The following is a 15,158-nucleotide window of genomic DNA, read 5'->3' as shown; positions in this document are numbered from 1 at the left end:
CGCGATCGTGGCAGCCGTCCTGGTCGCACGGTCTGCCTACTGGGGGCCGGGTTCTGTCCTGGCCACGTACACGGTGTTGGTCGAGGTGCCGCCTTGCAGGGGATTGTCGAAGTCGACGACATGGGCCGCTGATTGCGGGAAGACCTCCCCGAGTACGGAGGTGAACTCCTTGTCCGGCGGGTCGTTCGACCACAGGGCGAACACCCCGTCGGGTCGGAGGTGTTCGGCGAGAGCGCGGAGCCCGGCAGGCTGGTAGAGCGCCGCGTGGCGCGGGTGGAGCACATGGCGTGGCGAGTGGTCGACATCCAGCAGGATGGCGTGGAAGCGGCGGCCCGGCTCCTTCGGGTCCAGACCGGACGAGTCGGCCGCCATCGCGAAGAAGTCGCCCTGAACCAGGCGGCAGCGGGCGTCCGAAGCCAGCCGGGCGCCGAGCGGGACCAGGCCCCGCTGATGCCAGTCGATGACTTCGGCGAGCGTTTCGATCACGGTCAGCGAGCGCACCCGCGGGTCGTCCAGCGCAGCCTCGGCGGTGTACCCGAGTCCGAGTCCGCCGACCACGACGTCCAGTTCGGTGTCCGGCAGCATCGCCAGTCCGAGTTCCGTAAGCGCGATCTCGCCGGCGGTGAAGAGGCTGGACATCAAGAACTCGTCGCCGAGCTTCACCTCGTACACATCGGTGCCCGATGCCGGGTCGCGTCGGCGCCGCAGACTGATGTCGCCCATCGCTGTCGGGCGCCAGTCGATCTCCTCGAAACGCGCGCTCATCCGTTTTGCCTTTCTGAGGCACCGTCGGTGCCGGAAGTCGGTGCCTGGAACGCCGCTTCGCGCGGGCCTGGAACGCCGCTCCGCGCGGGTGTGGATACAGGCGCGAAACCGTCCCTTCCCGCCGCCGGCAAAGCAGCCGGCGGGCAGGGCAGGAGCGGGGAAGGAGGCAGGTCAGGCGTCGATGATGACCGGGATGATGAGAGGCCTGCGGCGGTGGGTACGGAAGGCCCAGTTCGCCACGGCGCGGGCGATGAGCTGCTCCAGCTGGTGTGCGTCGCCGACGCCTTCCTGCGCCGCGGTCGCCAGAGTCTTCTCGATGACAGGGATGACCGGTTCGAAGGTGGTGTCGTCGTGGACGAACCCGCGGGCCAGGAAGTCGGGGGTCTCGGCGAGGGCGCCCGTGTCGGCGTCGACGATCGCCACCACGGTGACCACGCCTTCCTCCGCGAGGGTGAGGCGGTCCTTCAGGGACGCCTCGGTGGCGCCGCCGACCTCCATACCGTCCACGTAGACATTGCCCGCGGGCACCTTGCCGGTGATCGACGCACGCCCGTCCACGAGGTCGACGACGACGCCGTCCTCGGCGATGACCACCCGCTCCGGATCGACCCCCGTACGGATGGCCAGGTCGGCGTTGGCCCGCAGATGGCGCCATTCGCCGTGCACGGGCATGACATTGCGGGGCTTGACGATGTTGTAGCAGTAGACGAGCTCACCTGCGCTGGCGTGCCCGGAGACGTGCACCTTGGCGTTGCCCTTGTGGACGACATGGGCGCCCCACCGGGTCAGCCCGTTGATCACCCGGTAGATGGCGTTCTCGTTGCCGGGGATCAGGGAGCTGGCGAGCAGGACGGTGTCGCCCTTGCCGATGCGGATCACGTGGTCGCGGTTGGCCATCCGGGACAGCGCCGCCATCGGCTCACCCTGGGATCCGGTGCACACCAGGGTGATCTTGTGGTCCGCGAGCTTCTCCATCTCCTTGGTGCTCACGACCAGGCCGCTGGGAACCTTCAGATACCCGAGGTCACGGGCGATGCCCATGTTGCGGACCATGGAGCGGCCCACGAAGGCGACCTTGCGGCCGTGCTGGTGCGCGGCGTCCAGGACCTGCTGGATACGGTGCACATGGCTGGCGAAACTGGAGACGATGACCCGGCGCGGGGCGGTACGCATCACCTGCTCGATCGCCGGGTTCAGCTCGCGCTCGGAGGTGGTGAAGCCGGGGACCTCGGCGTTGGTGGAGTCGGTGAGGAAGAGATCGACGCCTTCCTCGCCGAGGCGGGCGAAGGCGCGCAGGTCGGTGATCCGGTCGTCCAGCGGGAACTGGTCCATCTTGAAGTCGCCCGTGTGCAGCACCATCCCTGCTCCGGTACGGATCGCGACCGCGAGGCTGTCCGGGATGGAGTGGTTGACCGCCACGAATTCGCAGTCGAAGGGGCCGAAGCCGCGCCGGTCGCCCTCACGTACCCGCACCGTGCGCGGCCGGATTCCATGCTCCTTGAGCTTGGCCTCCAGGAACGCCAGCGTCAGCTTCGAGCCCACGACAGGGATGTCGGAGCGCTCGCGCAGCAGATACGGCACGGCGCCGATGTGGTCCTCGTGGCCGTGGGTGAGTACCACGGCGACGATGTCGTCCAGGCGATCACGGATCGAGGTGAAATCCGGCAGGATCACGTCCACGCCGGGCTGTGTCTCTTCGGGGAACAGCACGCCGCAGTCGACGATGAGCAGCTTGCCGGCATGCTCGAAGACGGTCATATTGCGGCCGATCTCACCCAGACCGCCCAGGGCGACGACCCTCAGCCCTCCTTCAGGCAGGGGAGGGGCGGCTTTGAGTTCGGGATGTGGATGGCTCATATTCCGACGTTACCGGAGAGTCCGCCGAGGTGATCCACTGGCTGCCCCGACCAGCGGGTTCGGTACGGCGCCGCTGAGGGAGTCGGCGAGCGGAGCGGGGCTGCTTCGGCAGCGGACGGGACGGTCGTGTACGCACGCGTATGGACCCGTATCACCGGAGTATGTGCCACCCGGTGGACCCCTGGTTGAATCGCCTCGGGTTGGTGATCAATTCAGGGCAGCCGTAAGGAAACCGACTGCCCTGCCGTCGTCGTCGGCGGCCGTGGCGAACCGAGCCTCAGCGGTGTCCGTTCCCGCCCACACATTCTGACCCGCCTCCGGGAAGGCCCCCGTGACCGATGAGACCTGGCATTTTCCCCCCGATCTCAGGGGCACCTTCGAACCCGAAGGGCTCACCCCCGGGCAGGCCGATGAAGCGCTCGCCTGCGCCTGGGAATATGTGCGAACGATAGTCCCCGCCTACACGAACCGTGCGCGATACATCGCGCTCGCACGCCTCACGGCCATTTCCACCGTGACGGAGTTCAGGGGCGAACACATTTCCCCTTTGGCTTCTCCAATCATTGCGGGATACGACACGGGTGAACTGCTGGCCACACTCTTCGCCGGGACCGCCGTCGACGAGACCATGGCCCGCGAGTACTACTCCTCAATCCTGATCACCGCCGAGAAGTCCTCCCCACACGGGAACGCCGAACTCCTGAGCCGCTACACGGCAGCGATCGCCCACAGCCCCGCTCAGTGGTTTCGAATCCGAGACTGCGACGCCCAGGCCCGTCTCTTCATCGCCGCCTCACTGGCCTGCAACAACATCGAAGACGCTTGGCTGACCGAGGAGCAGAACCAGATCCTCACCGAAATCTGCGACGCCATGTACGACGCGGTGGCCTATCACAAACACCGGGCCGAAGGCGAAATCTGCAACACCTTCGCCTACGCCCACCCCAGCCTCCGCCAAACCACCTATCGCACCTATCGCGAGACACTCTGGAATATCGACGCCCACTGGGCCGACACCCCCGAACGCACTCCAGTCGTCAATTTTCTCCGCAACATTGCCGGCCCCATCCACATGACAATGCGCCGCTACCGATTCGTCGAGGACAGCCTCACGATCGGGAATCCGGAAACAGCCCAGACTGTCGACCAGGCACGCGAGAACGTCAAACTCTGGTACCGCATCAGCTCGACCCCACAGAACAACAACCACTACCGGGAAATCCTCGCCAGCCAAGATCGAGTACTGTTCCCCGGATTCGCGGCGATGCTTGAGGAAGCCGGACAAACCTGCCCTGACTGTCAATATCCTTCCCGATACACACCCTCACCCGCTCAATTCGCAGGCGTCCCTGTGTGCACTGCGCACCAGGAGGAATTTGGTGCTCACCTCGCAGAACTCCCCGGACGCGCTCGGCGCGTGCTCGGACTGTGAACTGCGGTCGCGTCAGTCCGTCACCCGTACCACCACCGTCGCCCCCGCCCGCACCGTCGGCGTCGCGTATGTGTACGTCACGCCGCCGACCGTCTTGGTGCGCACGCGCTGCGGGACACCGTTGACCTCGATGTTCTTGTGGACCCCGGGGAAGCGGGCCTCCCAGCGGTAGGCGCCATGGCGGGCGTTGTTCGTCAGCCTGGTCTTCGTCGCGCCGTCGTGCCGCACGGTGATCGTGCTCGTGCCGATGGGCACGTCCGCGGCCTGGAGCCACTTCATGCCCGACGGCAGCCGCGACTGCGTGGTCACCGTGCGGTTCGCCGCGTCCGGCGCGATGCCCATCAGGCCCTCGACGGTCTGACTGACCAGGGTGAACGACACCTCGGGGTAGTCACCGTTGGGGCCCTGGCTTGAGTTGACGTGCTGGAGCTCCCGCTGGCCGTAGATCTTCCTCATCCACGTCCAGGCGGTGTCGTTGCGGTTGTTCTTGAAGAACATGTCGGGCAGGTACGTCGTCGACTCGATGTTGGGCGAGCCCTCCGGCCCCAACTCCTGTTCCTGGATGTAGTCGAGATAGGCGTCGTTGCGCGGGCCGGGATCGAGGATCTGCTTCATCGGCACGAACACGCTGTTCTCCTTGCCCCAGCCGGTGACCGGGGTGTTGGACGTGGTGTACGCGCGAACCATGTCGGCGCCGCTTCCGCTGCCGCTCCATTCGTCGTTGAAGTACGCCTTCAGTTCGGCGGCACGCCGGTCATACGTCCTTGCCAGCGCGGTCTCGCCCTTGCCGCGGGCGAGCGTGGCCAGCGCGAGATACGCCTGGTACTGCGAGGCGATGCCGTCCCCGGCCTCGGCGAGACCGTCGCCGTCCTGCTCGTTGTAGCTGGCGGCGCCGGCGAAGATGCCGTTGCCCGTGCCCTCGGCGACCTTGACCTTGCCGTTGGGCTTGGCGCTGTTGTGCAGGTCGATGAACTCCTCGGTGGAGTGCCGGTAGAAGTTCCACATGGTCGGGTCGTCCACGTAACTCCGGTCGCCGGTCCAGAGATACGCCTGGCCCGCCTTCTCCACGAGTTCGAAGACGGCGGGCACCTCGCGCACGTAGTTGTCCGGGCTCTTGTAGTCGATGCTCAGATAGGTCTTGGCATCGAAGTTCAGGGCCCAGACCGGGAAGTACTTGTGCGCGGCGGTGGAGGAGGCCGCGAACGAACGGAGCATCGTCCTGTTCGCCTCGTCGAGGCCGAGGATGTGGGCGCCGGCGAGTTGGTGGGTCATGTCGCGCGAGTAGTAGGCGCTGCGGTTGGCGTATCCGGCCCAGTACGTGGCCGCGTACTGCGCGGTTCCGGTGCCGCCGGTCTGGTGCTCGTCGACGTTGATCGGGCCCGTCGTGCCGGGCAGTTGAGCCCAGCTGTTGGCCTTCCTCTTGGCCCAGCCGAACATCTGGACGACCTCGGGGTCGGACGAGGTGACCTTGGGATCGGCGGGCGCGGCGGGGGAGATCATCAGGTCGTCCGCGTTGACCCATGCGCTGCCTGAGCCGAAGGCGATCTGCAGCCGGTCGCCGGCTCTCAGCTCGACGCGGCTGATGGTGTAGCGGGCGTACGCGCGGCGCTCCGGCAGGGTGATCGTCTCGACGGTCTCGCCGTTGCGCCGGACCGTGTACGTACCGCCGGTGCCGGCGCTTCCGATCCACGCGGAGAAGTCGTAACTGCCGTTCCGTGGCGCGACGATGGTCAGCTCGGCGCTCTTGCCGGCTCCGGCGTCGAGGTAGAGGAAGCGGGCGCCGCCGTGGGAGTTGCCGGTGCCGACTCCGGTGCCCGCGCCGAAGGTCCAGCCAGTGCCGCCGTTCTCGAACCCCGGGTCAGGGACGGCGAGTTGAGGACGGGCGGCGGCTGTGCGTGAACCGGGAACCCCACCGTCTCCGGGCGCCGCCGCGGCGGACAGCGCGGGGGCCATCGGCGTGAGCAGAGCAACAGCGGTGAGCAGCATGAGCCTTGAGGGCTTCATCGGGTCTCCCGGGTCTTCAGTCACGGCGAGCGAGCGAGCGGGCAGGCGGGGCGAACGGTGGCGGGAAAGCTAGCAGGGGCCGAAGAGGCGATTCAATGGTCATGCGCAAGAAACATGGAAGACAAGCAAGTTGGCTGCTAATTTGAGCAGAGATTCGTGCTGAAAGTTTTCGTCGATATCTTGCAAGTCTGGTAGACCGGCTTCGTGGGCGTCACTTCGGCCGGTGGGCACCAGGAGTGACGGAGGGAACCGTATGAAGGTCGGCATCACCGAGGTCGCGGACCGGGCGCAGGTGAGCGAGGCCACGGTCAGCCGGGTCATCAACCGGCGCCAGGGGGTGTCGCGCAAGACCCGCGAGGCGGTCGAGCAGGCGATGGCCGACCTGGGTTACGAGCGGCAGATGCGGGGTCAACTCGTGGCGGTCGTCACCGAGTTGGTCTCCAACCCGTTCTTCGCCGACGTCGCGGAACGGATCGAGTCCATCCTCGCCCCGCACGGCCTCAAGACGGTCCTATGCCCGTGTTTTCCCGGTGGAGTACAGGAGTTGGACTTCGTGACCTCCCTCGCCGACCGGGGTGTCGCGGCGGTCGTGTTCCTCTCGGCCAGCAACACACTGGAGGGCGCGGACCCGCAGGCGTACGAACTCCTGCGTTCCCGCAGAATCCCGTTCGTAGGGATCAACGGCCAGTTCGAGGGCGTGAGCGAGGCTCCGGTCTTCTCCACCGACGACCTGCTGGCCGCCGAACTCGCCGTAGACCACCTCCACCGGCTCGGCCACCGGCGCATCGGCATGGCATCGGGCCCGGTCGGCAACCGCCCGGCCGACCGTCGTGTCAGCGGCTTCGTCGCCTCCCTCGCCAAGCGGGGTGTCCAGGACCCGGAGGAGTGGGTGGTCCGCCAGTCCTACACCGTCGAGGGCGGCCAGTCCGCCGCGATCTCGCTCCTCGGTCGCGGTGCCACGGCGATCGTCGCCGCCAGTGACTACATGGCTCTGGGTGCGATCCGTGGTGCGCGCCGCCAGGGATACGACGTACCGGGCGATGTGTCTGTCGTCGGCTACGACGGCTCCATGATCATGGACTTCGTCGACCCGCCGCTCACCACGGTCCGGCAGCCGGCCGACCGGTTGTCCTCGGAGGTGGGACGCAGCATCCTCGCCCTGGTCGGCAACCGCGACGTCCCTGTCGGTGAACTCCTCTTCGACCCCGAACTGGTGATCCGTGCGAGCACGGCGGTTCCGAAGGCGTGAGTTCCACTTGTTCGTCCAGACCATTGACCTAGAGGTCGGGTCTATGGACACTCCACTCGGGGATCTAGTCAGATCATTGGCGGCAACTCTCCCTATTCATCGGGTGTTTCGTGGCTCATGGATGCTCCGGAGGGGCTATGTCTCGGTTCGTGTTTCTCGGGGTGGCGCTCGCGCTGCTCGTGGGTGGCGGGGGTCCTGTCGCCGCGGCGCCGAAGTCGAGGCCGGTGGTGGTCGTCGTGGACGCCTACGGCGCCGACCCCACCGGGCGGACCGACTCGACGCCCGCCGTCGTCGCGGCGCTCCGGCACGCCAAGTGGGTCGATCGCGATCGGCCGGTCAGGATCGTCTTCTCGAAGGGCACCTACCAGCTCTACCCCGAGCGGGCCGAGACGCGTGAGTTGTACGTCTCCAACACCGTGGGCGCCGACCAGCGTTACCGGGACAAGAAGATCGGGCTGCTCGTCGAGGACATGCACGACGTCACCATCGACGGTGGCGGAGCGAAGCTCGTCTACCACGGCCTTCAGACGGCGTTCGCGTCGATCCGGTCGACCGACGTGACGTTCACGAACTTCTCCTTCGACTACGCGGCCCCTCAGGTCATCGACGCGACCGTCGCCACCACGGGCGTCACCGACGGGCACGCCTACCGCGTGCTGTCGATCCCGGCCGGCAGCCCGTACGAGGTGAACGGGACGCACATCACCTGGCTCGGCGAGAAGAGCCCGGCCACCGGACAGCCGTACTGGTCGGGTGTCGACGGACTTCAGTACACACAGATCCACGACCCCAAGGCGCAACGGACCTGGCGAGCGGACAACCCGCTGTTCAACGACGTCGCCTCGGTCACCGACCTGGGCGGACGCCGGATCCGGATCGACTACACCACCGCGGCACGGCCGGCGGACGCCGGGCTCGTCTACCAGATGCGCCTCATCGAGCGAACGGAGCCGGGGGCGTTCATCTGGCAGTCCAAGAACGTCACGATGCGCTCGATGAACGCCTACTACCTCCAGTCCTTCGGTGTGGTGGGGCAGTTCAGCGAGAACATCTCCATCGACAAGGTGAACTTCGCACCCGCTCCGAGGTCCGGCCGGTCGACATCGTCCTTCGCGGACTTCGTGCAGATGTCCGGCGTCAAGGGGAAGGTCTCGATCACCCGGAGCGTTTTCGACGGCCCGCACGACGACCCGATCAACATCCACGGCACCTATCTCGAGGTCGTGGGGAAACCCGGACCGTCCACCCTCACCCTCGCCTACAAACACCCGCAGACCGCCGGATTCCCGCAGTTCGCCCCGGGCGACAAGGTCGAGTTCGCCACCAAGCGAACGATGACAGCGTTGGCGAGCCCGCACGCGAAGGTCACCGCCGTCGACGGACCGAGCGGGATGGACCACGACAAGCCGCTGACCACGATGACCGTCACCTTCGACCGGCCTATTCCCGCCGGGGTCGAGATCGGCGGCACGGTCGTCGAGAACATCACGGCCACCCCGTCGGTCGTCATCTCCGGCAACGTGTTCCGCAACGTGCCGACCCGCGGCATCCTGGTCACCACCCGCAAACCCGTCCTGATCACCGGCAACCGGTTCGACGGGATGTCCATGGCCAGCATCTACGTCTCCGCCGACGCCTACCAGTGGTACGAGTCCGGGCCGGTCGCCGACCTGACGATCCGCGGGAACTCGTTCACGCGGCCCAGCGGCCCGGTCATCTTCGTGGAGCCGACCAACCAGGTCATCGACCCGTCGACCCCGGTGCATCGCAACATTTCGGTCGAGCACAACTCGTTCGACATCGGCGATGTCACCATCGTCAACGCGAAGAGCGTCGGCGGGTTCGCGTTCACCGGCAACACCGTCCGGCGGCTGGACGGACCGGCTCACCCGCCGTACACCTCCCCGCTGTTCGTCTTCCACGGCAGTTCAGACATCCGGATCGCACACAACCGCTACGACAAGGGCCTGAACACGTCAGTGGTCACTGACTGAAGGGAGCGGGTCCCGACCTGAGATCGGTCGGGACCTGGCGTGCCAGCTCGCGGCCCCATGACTGGGCCGGTGCCTCGATGCAACGATGAGTCGGCATGCACAGCGGCAACAGCACGGCATAGAACGCCACTTCCAGTACGAGATTGTTGTGCCGCAACCGGCCCATCGTGCTGTCGATCACCGCCAGCAGCACCGGATGCACCAGGGAGACCGAGTAGCTGATCGTGCCAAGTCCGGTCAGGAGTCGCGGTACATGCCGACGGCGCGATGCCAGCCCGACATCGAAGGTGAGCACGGCCAGCAGGAACGCCACGATCCAGCCGCGCCGGGTGAACTGGTCGCTGTTGCCGTACTGGGACGCACTGCCCACCGCGCAGGTGACCATGACTACGGCTGTGCAGGCCGCTAGCTGCCAGGTGTTCTGACCGTTCTCGGCCCGGTGGACGGCGGTGCCGAGGAACATCACGGCGAGGATGATCAGGCCCTCCCACAGCGGGACCGTGCCGTTGAGCGGACCAGGACGAGTGCCAGCACCCCTCCCAGCACACCTCCGGAAACGCGGAGCGCGGGCGACCTGGTGCTGGCACAGCAGATCGCGAGTATCAGGGCGCCCGAGGCGAGTCCGATGAGCAGGCCCGTGCCGACGAGGCCGGACAGAGCGGCATCCGGCAGCGTGTCGTCTACCGCAACGCTCACGGCGGCGAGCACGGCCAGGGAGATGGCGACCGCCGCCGACCGCTGGTGCAGACGGACCGTGAAGAGCGCGACGACCAGCAGATAGAAGGCCATCTCGTACGAGAGCGTCCACAGGACGAGCAGGAGGTTGGGTGTCCCCAACAACTCCTGGAGCAGGGTGATGTGAGCGACGGTCACCGTGGCAGCGCTCTGCCCGCCGAAATCACGAACCTCCGCGAGACCCAGGCAGCTGACGGCGAGGATTGCCATGACGACAGTCGCCCACAGCGGGTACGGAGGGGGCGGCATGGCAGCGGATTCGGAAGTCGGTAATCGCCACGTCACGGAAGGTGGCCGCCTAGGGGAGTGAGGGAGGAGGGGTGCGGGTTTCTGATCCGGGTGCCGGGTGCCGGGTGCCGGGTGCCGGGTGCCGGGTGCCGAAGACGGGGACGCAGGGCGGCGGAAGGCAGGGCATGCTTGATGAGGGGCCTTACGTCACGATCACCCGTGTGACGTGCAGTGGCGGCTGCGCCTGGCCCCAGTACGGTGAATTCGTCGGCTAGTCGTCCGGCAGTGCGACCTTCATCGGCACGCAGGGCTCGGCCTCGCTCTTGCTCTTGTAGAACTCGGCCGCGCGAGGTCGGGAGTCACCCCTGTGTTCTCGAACGCCAGCACGTTGCCCCGGCGCAGGGTGACATCCCAGCCGGCCTTCAGGGGGATGATGAGGACACGGTTGGCCTGCCGATCAACTGCCGGAAGCGGCGTGACCTTGCTGCGCTCGCAGACGTATCCGGCAGGGAGCAAGTCAATGGTCACCTCAATGCACAAGGGGCGCACTTCTCTCGCGAGTTCATGCTGAGCCTCGACACCGATGTTCTGGTCCTTGACGGTGAGTGTGACCCTGCCGTCACCGTGGCGCTTCACCGCGTACGCCGTCGAGTCGGCCAGTGAGCCGGGCACGACCACTGCGCCGAGCCAGGCCACCGCGCAGGCGAACGCAACGACGGCGATCCGACGCGGGGTGAACAGTCGGCGTGCGGAAGCCTTCGGCTTTCCCTCGCCGGTTGCGACCGTGACCACCCTGGCCCGGCTCGCCTCGGCCTCGCGCAGTTCGATCTCCTTCTTCAGATTATCCAGGAGCCGGTCCTCGAACGTCGTCCTCGCGCTCATGCTTCTCCCCTGGCAACGTGCAGCAGCGATGCGTCCGGCGTTCCCGATCCGGTGGAACTTGCCCGTACGGACGGCGGGTTCGTCTTCGCGGCATTCGTCTCGGCGGCCGCAACGCCCGCCTCTTCCCGCAGGGCCTTGCGCGCCCGATGCAGCCGGACCCGGGCCGTCACCTGCCGAATGCCCAGCGCGGCCGCGGCCTCCGTGACCGTGAGTTGGCCCACTGCGACCAGCTCCATGACGGCCCGCTCGCCCTCGGGAAGACGCGCGAGCGCGGCCAGGACCCGCCGCCCCGGGCTCTCCGCGTCGAGCTTGTCCTCAAGGCGGACGATGTCGTCGGCCTCCAGCAACCTCCGACCGGAGAAGCGGAGATCGAGTTCCGCCTCCCACGCGACCCAGCGCCGCTCCGACGACACGATGTTGCGCGCGATGCCGTACAGCCAGGCCGTCTCGCTGCCGAGGCGTGGCCGGTAGGTGTGGGCGGAGTCAAGAAAGGCGAGGAAGATCTCGGCCGTCAGGTCGGCAGGGGTGTGAGGGTCATCGACACGCGGGCCACGAAACGCATCACCGCGTCCACGTGACGCCGGTAGAACTCTTCGAAGACCTGCGGGTCACGTGCTGCCGCGGCGGGCCCACCCTGTAGCCGTTCCGCGCCGTCCACAGGCGACTCCCTCTCGTCGGAGACTCCCAAGCGATCCTCCTCGTCGGAGGTTCACCGGGGTTCTTCAAAGGCACTTCACCTGTTCTTGGACCGAGGCGCGAAAAGCGTTACAGGGCAAGCCCGGGCGCCCGGCAAATGACAGATCCTCTCCGGGCAGCATCATGCTGCTCGTCGGCAGGGACGATGCCCGTCACCAAGCACGTAATCGCGTCATCGCAGTGCGCGAGCCAGGACATCCCGGTGGTTCAGGACCCACTGCCAGGCAGCCTGGACCTCAGTGACTGCGCCTGCGGCTCGAAGACCGATCATCGCTTGGTCTCCGGCCCGCGCAGCAGCCTCGATGCCGCGCCAGCACCTGTCCTGCCACCACAAGATCGCAGGGATGAGGTCGTCCTGATCGGCCAGCTCATAGGCGTCGGCGACCAACAGCAAGCGCCGCGCGCTGTCGTCGATGTCTCTCACCCTGGGCCCGAGACCGATGTACTGCCAGCACACATGGGCGACATCGTGAATGCGCGCGCCCGGAGCCGCCAAGTCCCAGTCGATGAAGGCCACCGGACGCAAGGCGCCGTCGACCGATCGGTAGACCGTGTTCTTGGGCGCGAGATCGTTGTGACAGACGACCTCCTGTGATCCGGCCAGTTCGGTGCCGGCTGTCAAATCGTGGAACTCCCGCACGAGCCGCGTGACCAGCAACAGACCCTCCTCGGAGTGCACGGCTGACGGCTGCTCCCGCTCCCAGGCCACGTGCCCGTCAAGATAGGTGAGGACCTCACGCCCGTCCTCGTCGAGGCCCAGGTACCGCGGTGCACCGCCCCAGCCATGGACCTCAAGGAACCTCAGCAGTTCGGCGACGAACTCTGTACTGGCCGACGCGGGGCGGCGCACCGTGGCACCGACCCGCACAACGTGATTGACGAAGCCACCCGGCAATGACGATTCAGACATCCCTCCACTCTGAATCATCCCGGCCTCCACCACAGCCGACGCGGCAGAGGCCGAGCGGGGCGGACAACTCGGTCAGGACATTGTTGCGGCTCCCGTCTTGAAGGGGTGGCGACATCGTCGGGACGAGTCCTTTCCGGGCGCGATGCGGCTTCCGCCTGGCGGAGGAATCTCTGGAAGTCAGGGAGTGCGTTCGTCCTGGAAGGGGGGCGGCGGACTCATAGTCCGTCGGCCGTGGGTTCGAGTCCCACCCGCCCCACTGTGCAGGGTCCTGACCTGCGGAAACGTCTCGTCAGGAGTGTGGATTCAGAACTTTGGCCCATCGGAGTGAATCCGCTGCGCGTGAGTTCAACAGCGTTGCCGACGACGGTAGTTCGAACTCTTCTGACCTGCGGGGATGCCAGGCTTGTAGGCGGCGGAGGGCGCCGTGGATGGCCTCTGTGAGTGGTTGGGCGCCGCATTCGGGACGCTCGCAGCACACAGGGAAACGGAAGCGGCTGTTCCCATGCCGTGTCGTCGAGGCCCACCAAGGCTGGGTAGGGGCATCGGAGTGGTGGGGTGGCGCGAGGTTAGGCTTGGGCTCCCCTGATCACCGAGCCGCTGTAGAGGTCTGATGGAGCGACGGCTAACGGCCCGTGCTGAAAACGGCCCAAGAGCTTCTTGATGCGTCGCATCTCGAGGCTCCGAGTCGTGGCCGTCAGGTACCGCAAGGCGACAGTTCGCTATGGGGCGATCGTTCTCGTGGCGGGGCCCTCTACGTCCTCGTCTTCGGCGCCTCCAACGGGCTCCTGTAGATGGACCAGGGCCCGTCCGGTTAGCGGGGATGACACCGGACGGGCCTTGGCGCATTCGGGCGCGACTGGGCGCTGGGGTGATCCCCTCGACGTCCGTCAGTCAGTCCAGGCGCAGCAGTGCGAGTCCCTCACCCTGGTAGATGTAGGCGCCGCCGAGCAGCGCACTCACGCCGATGTGGGCGCGGCCGTAGCGGGAGTCCGTGGTTCGCCGGACGGCCAGGTCCAGCGACCAGACGAGGGCGCGCCGCCCCGGCGGTGGGGATGCAGGGGATGTCTCCGACAACCTTCGTCCCGGGGCGCGTGGCGGTGACGTCCCGGCTGATCGGATCCGGTGATTACGCCGCATTGGCGTCAGCCTTCATCAGGCTGCGGCGCCCGGTGCATCGGGTGTTCTGGCGATCCTGCGCTCCCGCATGATCCGCTACACCCTGAATCCTCCGGCCTCTCCTCGGCACTTGCCCCGCGTCGATCAGGCCAGCGACTGAGAGCCGGAATTGCTCACGCCGAGCCCGTTCCTCGGCCGTCAATCCACCGCCATCGGGATACCTCGTCCTCCTGGCATCATGTAGCCCAAGGCAGCCAGCAGGACACGACGTAACCGCACAGTTAAAGATCTCTAGCCCAGAAGTGGGATGACGGACAGCAAGAGTCCGAGGATTCCGATGACCAGGCCGACGGTCTCCCATGGTCTGTCTCGGACCACCGCGCGCAGCGATCTGCGCTGGGCGTCCGGCAGACTCCACGGCAGGCTGCGGAGGCCCCCGGGGAGTGACTGGTCGAGCCGGTTCAGGGCGGTGACGTTCAGGGTAGTGCCGTCGAGCAGGGTCACCTGGTCGAGCAGGGCGTCCTCGGGCACCCAGCGTCCGCCGGGGCCCACCGGGATTGACCGGGCCTTTGACTCGAGTTGGAAGAAGACGACCCGGTACTCCGTCACTGCGCCGAACGTCCGGGACAGCTGGACAGCGGAGACCGTACCGAGTTCCTTCAGCTCGTCCCTGCCCGGAGTGTGGTCATAGCCCGGCAGCTCCTCCTCCAATTCCCGGGCGGCTGCGGCGCGGACGTCAGCGTCCGAGGCACGGATGTGGCCGCCCGGTAGTTGGTACTGCCGGGCTCGATCGTCGTACACCAGCAGGTACTGAGCCCGGCCGCCGCGGCCCCGGAGGCGGCACTTGACCACCACCTGGACGACGTCGGTGCGCCGTAGCGGTGCGGCGTCGGAATCAAGGGCCAGCCGCCGCTCCTCCATCAGGTAGAGAAACTGCGGTCCGGACAGTGCCTGGCGGCTGGTGTATGGCGGCTCGGCCGTTCCCGGCCTTTCCCAGTTGGCCAGGATCGAGCGGCCCGTCCGCACATAGGAGGCAAGACTGTGCAGGAAGTAGCGCGCTTGCGGGCTGACCGGAACCACGCCAGCCTGACCGTTCGTCGGTTCGTGTTCGGACCGCAGGACGCCGAACGCGCTCAGCAGCACCAGCACCATCGGCGCTGCGGTCTCGACAGTTGGTCTGCTCAGGCCTGTCCGTCGGCAAAGCTCGGACACCGAGACCGGAGGCCCGGTATGTTCGGCCAAGGCCTCCAGGAGCGCGGCGACCGCAGCCGCCTCATCGTCCGCCACAGC

12 protein-coding genes, 1 tRNA gene and 2 pseudogenes are annotated in these 15,158 nt (G+C 66.9%); 4 read left to right on the top strand and 11 right to left on the bottom strand.

What is annotated here, in order from left to right; translation table 11 throughout:
• Nucleotides 1-36 precede the first annotated feature (36 nt).
• A complete protein-coding gene (locus JEQ17_RS02875; RefSeq protein WP_200393679.1) occupies nucleotides 37-765 on the bottom strand; it encodes a polyamine aminopropyltransferase in 729 nt (242 codons plus the stop codon).
• 171 nt (nucleotides 766-936) lie between these two features.
• Nucleotides 937-2,622 carry a ribonuclease J gene (locus tag JEQ17_RS02870; RefSeq protein ID WP_200393678.1) on the bottom strand — a complete coding sequence of 562 codons (1,686 nt, stop codon included), beginning with the start codon at nucleotides 2,620-2,622 and terminating at the stop codon, nucleotides 937-939.
• 331 nt (nucleotides 2,623-2,953) lie between these two features.
• Between JEQ17_RS02870 and JEQ17_RS02865 the strand changes: the two genes are divergently transcribed.
• Entirely contained in the window at nucleotides 2,954-4,054 is a 1,101-nt protein-coding gene (locus JEQ17_RS02865) for a hypothetical protein (protein ID WP_200393677.1), read from the top strand.
• Nucleotides 4,055-4,066: 12 nt separating this feature from the next.
• Here JEQ17_RS02865 and JEQ17_RS02860 read toward each other — a convergent pair whose 3' ends face one another.
• Nucleotides 4,067-6,058, bottom strand: a complete 1,992-nt coding sequence (locus tag JEQ17_RS02860; protein WP_234048031.1) for a carbohydrate-binding protein — start codon at nucleotides 6,056-6,058, stop codon at nucleotides 4,067-4,069.
• Nucleotides 6,059-6,311: 253 nt separating this feature from the next.
• Between JEQ17_RS02860 and JEQ17_RS02855 the strand changes: the two genes are divergently transcribed.
• Together JEQ17_RS02855 and JEQ17_RS02850 are read left to right on the top strand one after the other, a co-directional pair.
• Nucleotides 6,312-7,307, top strand: coding sequence for a LacI family DNA-binding transcriptional regulator (locus JEQ17_RS02855; protein ID WP_200393676.1), 996 nt, complete (start codon nucleotides 6,312-6,314; stop codon nucleotides 7,305-7,307).
• Between the two features lie 137 nt (nucleotides 7,308-7,444).
• The gene (locus JEQ17_RS02850; RefSeq protein ID WP_234048030.1) at nucleotides 7,445-9,301 is read left to right on the top strand and encodes an alpha-1,3-galactosidase-related protein; all 1,857 of its coding nucleotides are present in this window, start codon (nucleotides 7,445-7,447) and stop codon (nucleotides 9,299-9,301) included.
• On the opposite strand, the gene JEQ17_RS50685 is transcribed toward JEQ17_RS02850, so the two are convergent.
• The 5 genes and pseudogenes from JEQ17_RS50685 to JEQ17_RS02830 all read right to left on the bottom strand — a co-directional run bounded on the left by JEQ17_RS50685 (nucleotide 9,291) and on the right by JEQ17_RS02830 (nucleotide 12,770).
• Nucleotides 9,291-9,764, bottom strand: a complete 474-nt coding sequence (locus JEQ17_RS50685; RefSeq protein ID WP_325176240.1) for an acyltransferase family protein — start codon at nucleotides 9,762-9,764, stop codon at nucleotides 9,291-9,293. The two genes, JEQ17_RS02850 and JEQ17_RS50685, sit on opposite strands and share 11 nt — an antisense overlap.
• 14 nt (nucleotides 9,765-9,778) lie before the next feature.
• Nucleotides 9,779-10,246, bottom strand: coding sequence for a hypothetical protein (locus tag JEQ17_RS50680; protein ID WP_325176239.1), 468 nt, complete (start codon nucleotides 10,244-10,246; stop codon nucleotides 9,779-9,781).
• 312 nt (nucleotides 10,247-10,558) lie between these two features.
• Nucleotides 10,559-11,146 carry a hypothetical protein gene (locus JEQ17_RS02840; protein WP_234048029.1) on the bottom strand — a complete coding sequence of 196 codons (588 nt, stop codon included), beginning with the start codon at nucleotides 11,144-11,146 and terminating at the stop codon, nucleotides 10,559-10,561.
• Nucleotides 11,143-11,804 (bottom strand): annotated as a pseudogene (locus tag JEQ17_RS02835) (RNA polymerase sigma factor). The gene JEQ17_RS02840 and the pseudogene JEQ17_RS02835 overlap by 4 nt, the downstream one beginning before the upstream one ends.
• A gap of 210 nt (nucleotides 11,805-12,014) precedes the next feature.
• The gene (locus tag JEQ17_RS02830) at nucleotides 12,015-12,770 is read right to left on the bottom strand and encodes a phosphotransferase (RefSeq protein ID WP_234048028.1); all 756 of its coding nucleotides are present in this window, start codon (nucleotides 12,768-12,770) and stop codon (nucleotides 12,015-12,017) included.
• Nucleotides 12,771-12,932: 162 nt separating this feature from the next.
• Here JEQ17_RS02830 and JEQ17_RS02825 point away from each other — a divergent pair.
• Nucleotides 12,933-13,008, top strand: a tRNA-Ile gene (locus JEQ17_RS02825).
• A gap of 635 nt (nucleotides 13,009-13,643) precedes the next feature.
• Here JEQ17_RS02825 and JEQ17_RS02820 read toward each other — a convergent pair.
• The 3 genes and pseudogenes from JEQ17_RS02820 to JEQ17_RS02815 form a co-directional block, all read right to left on the bottom strand.
• Nucleotides 13,644-13,826, bottom strand: coding sequence for a hypothetical protein (locus JEQ17_RS02820; protein WP_200393674.1), 183 nt, complete (start codon nucleotides 13,824-13,826; stop codon nucleotides 13,644-13,646).
• 168 nt (nucleotides 13,827-13,994) lie between these two features.
• Nucleotides 13,995-14,070, bottom strand: a pseudogene (locus JEQ17_RS51040) (helix-turn-helix domain-containing protein); the annotation flags it as partial.
• 89 nt (nucleotides 14,071-14,159) lie between these two features.
• A complete protein-coding gene (locus JEQ17_RS02815) occupies nucleotides 14,160-15,155 on the bottom strand; it encodes an NUDIX domain-containing protein (protein ID WP_200393673.1) in 996 nt (331 codons plus the stop codon).
• Between the last annotated feature and the right edge of the window lie 3 nt (nucleotides 15,156-15,158).

Source organism: Streptomyces liliifuscus, assembly GCF_016598615.1.
Taxonomy (GTDB): domain Bacteria; phylum Actinomycetota; class Actinomycetes; order Streptomycetales; family Streptomycetaceae; genus Streptomyces; species Streptomyces liliifuscus.
This window is presented reverse-complemented; position numbering and strand designations above follow the sequence as displayed.

Excerpts from the sequence above, each read along its gene's own strand:
- JEQ17_RS02840 (WP_234048029.1), bottom strand. The coding sequence starts at position 11,146 with ATGAGCGCGAGGACGACGTTCGAGGACCGGCTCCTGGATAATCTGAAG.
- JEQ17_RS02830 (WP_234048028.1), bottom strand. The coding sequence starts at position 12,770 with ATGATTCAGAGTGGAGGGATGTCTGAATCGTCATTGCCGGGTGGCTTC.
- JEQ17_RS02850 (WP_234048030.1), top strand. The coding sequence starts at position 7,445 with ATGTCTCGGTTCGTGTTTCTCGGGGTGGCGCTCGCGCTGCTCGTGGGT.
- JEQ17_RS02875 (WP_200393679.1), bottom strand. The coding sequence starts at position 765 with ATGAGCGCGCGTTTCGAGGAGATCGACTGGCGCCCGACAGCGATGGGC.
- JEQ17_RS50685 (WP_325176240.1), bottom strand. The coding sequence starts at position 9,764 with ATGTTCCTCGGCACCGCCGTCCACCGGGCCGAGAACGGTCAGAACACC.
- JEQ17_RS02860 (WP_234048031.1), bottom strand. The coding sequence starts at position 6,058 with ATGAAGCCCTCAAGGCTCATGCTGCTCACCGCTGTTGCTCTGCTCACG.
- JEQ17_RS02855 (WP_200393676.1), top strand. The coding sequence starts at position 6,312 with ATGAAGGTCGGCATCACCGAGGTCGCGGACCGGGCGCAGGTGAGCGAG.
- JEQ17_RS02870 (WP_200393678.1), bottom strand. The coding sequence starts at position 2,622 with ATGAGCCATCCACATCCCGAACTCAAAGCCGCCCCTCCCCTGCCTGAA.
- JEQ17_RS50680 (WP_325176239.1), bottom strand. The coding sequence starts at position 10,246 with ATGGCAATCCTCGCCGTCAGCTGCCTGGGTCTCGCGGAGGTTCGTGAT.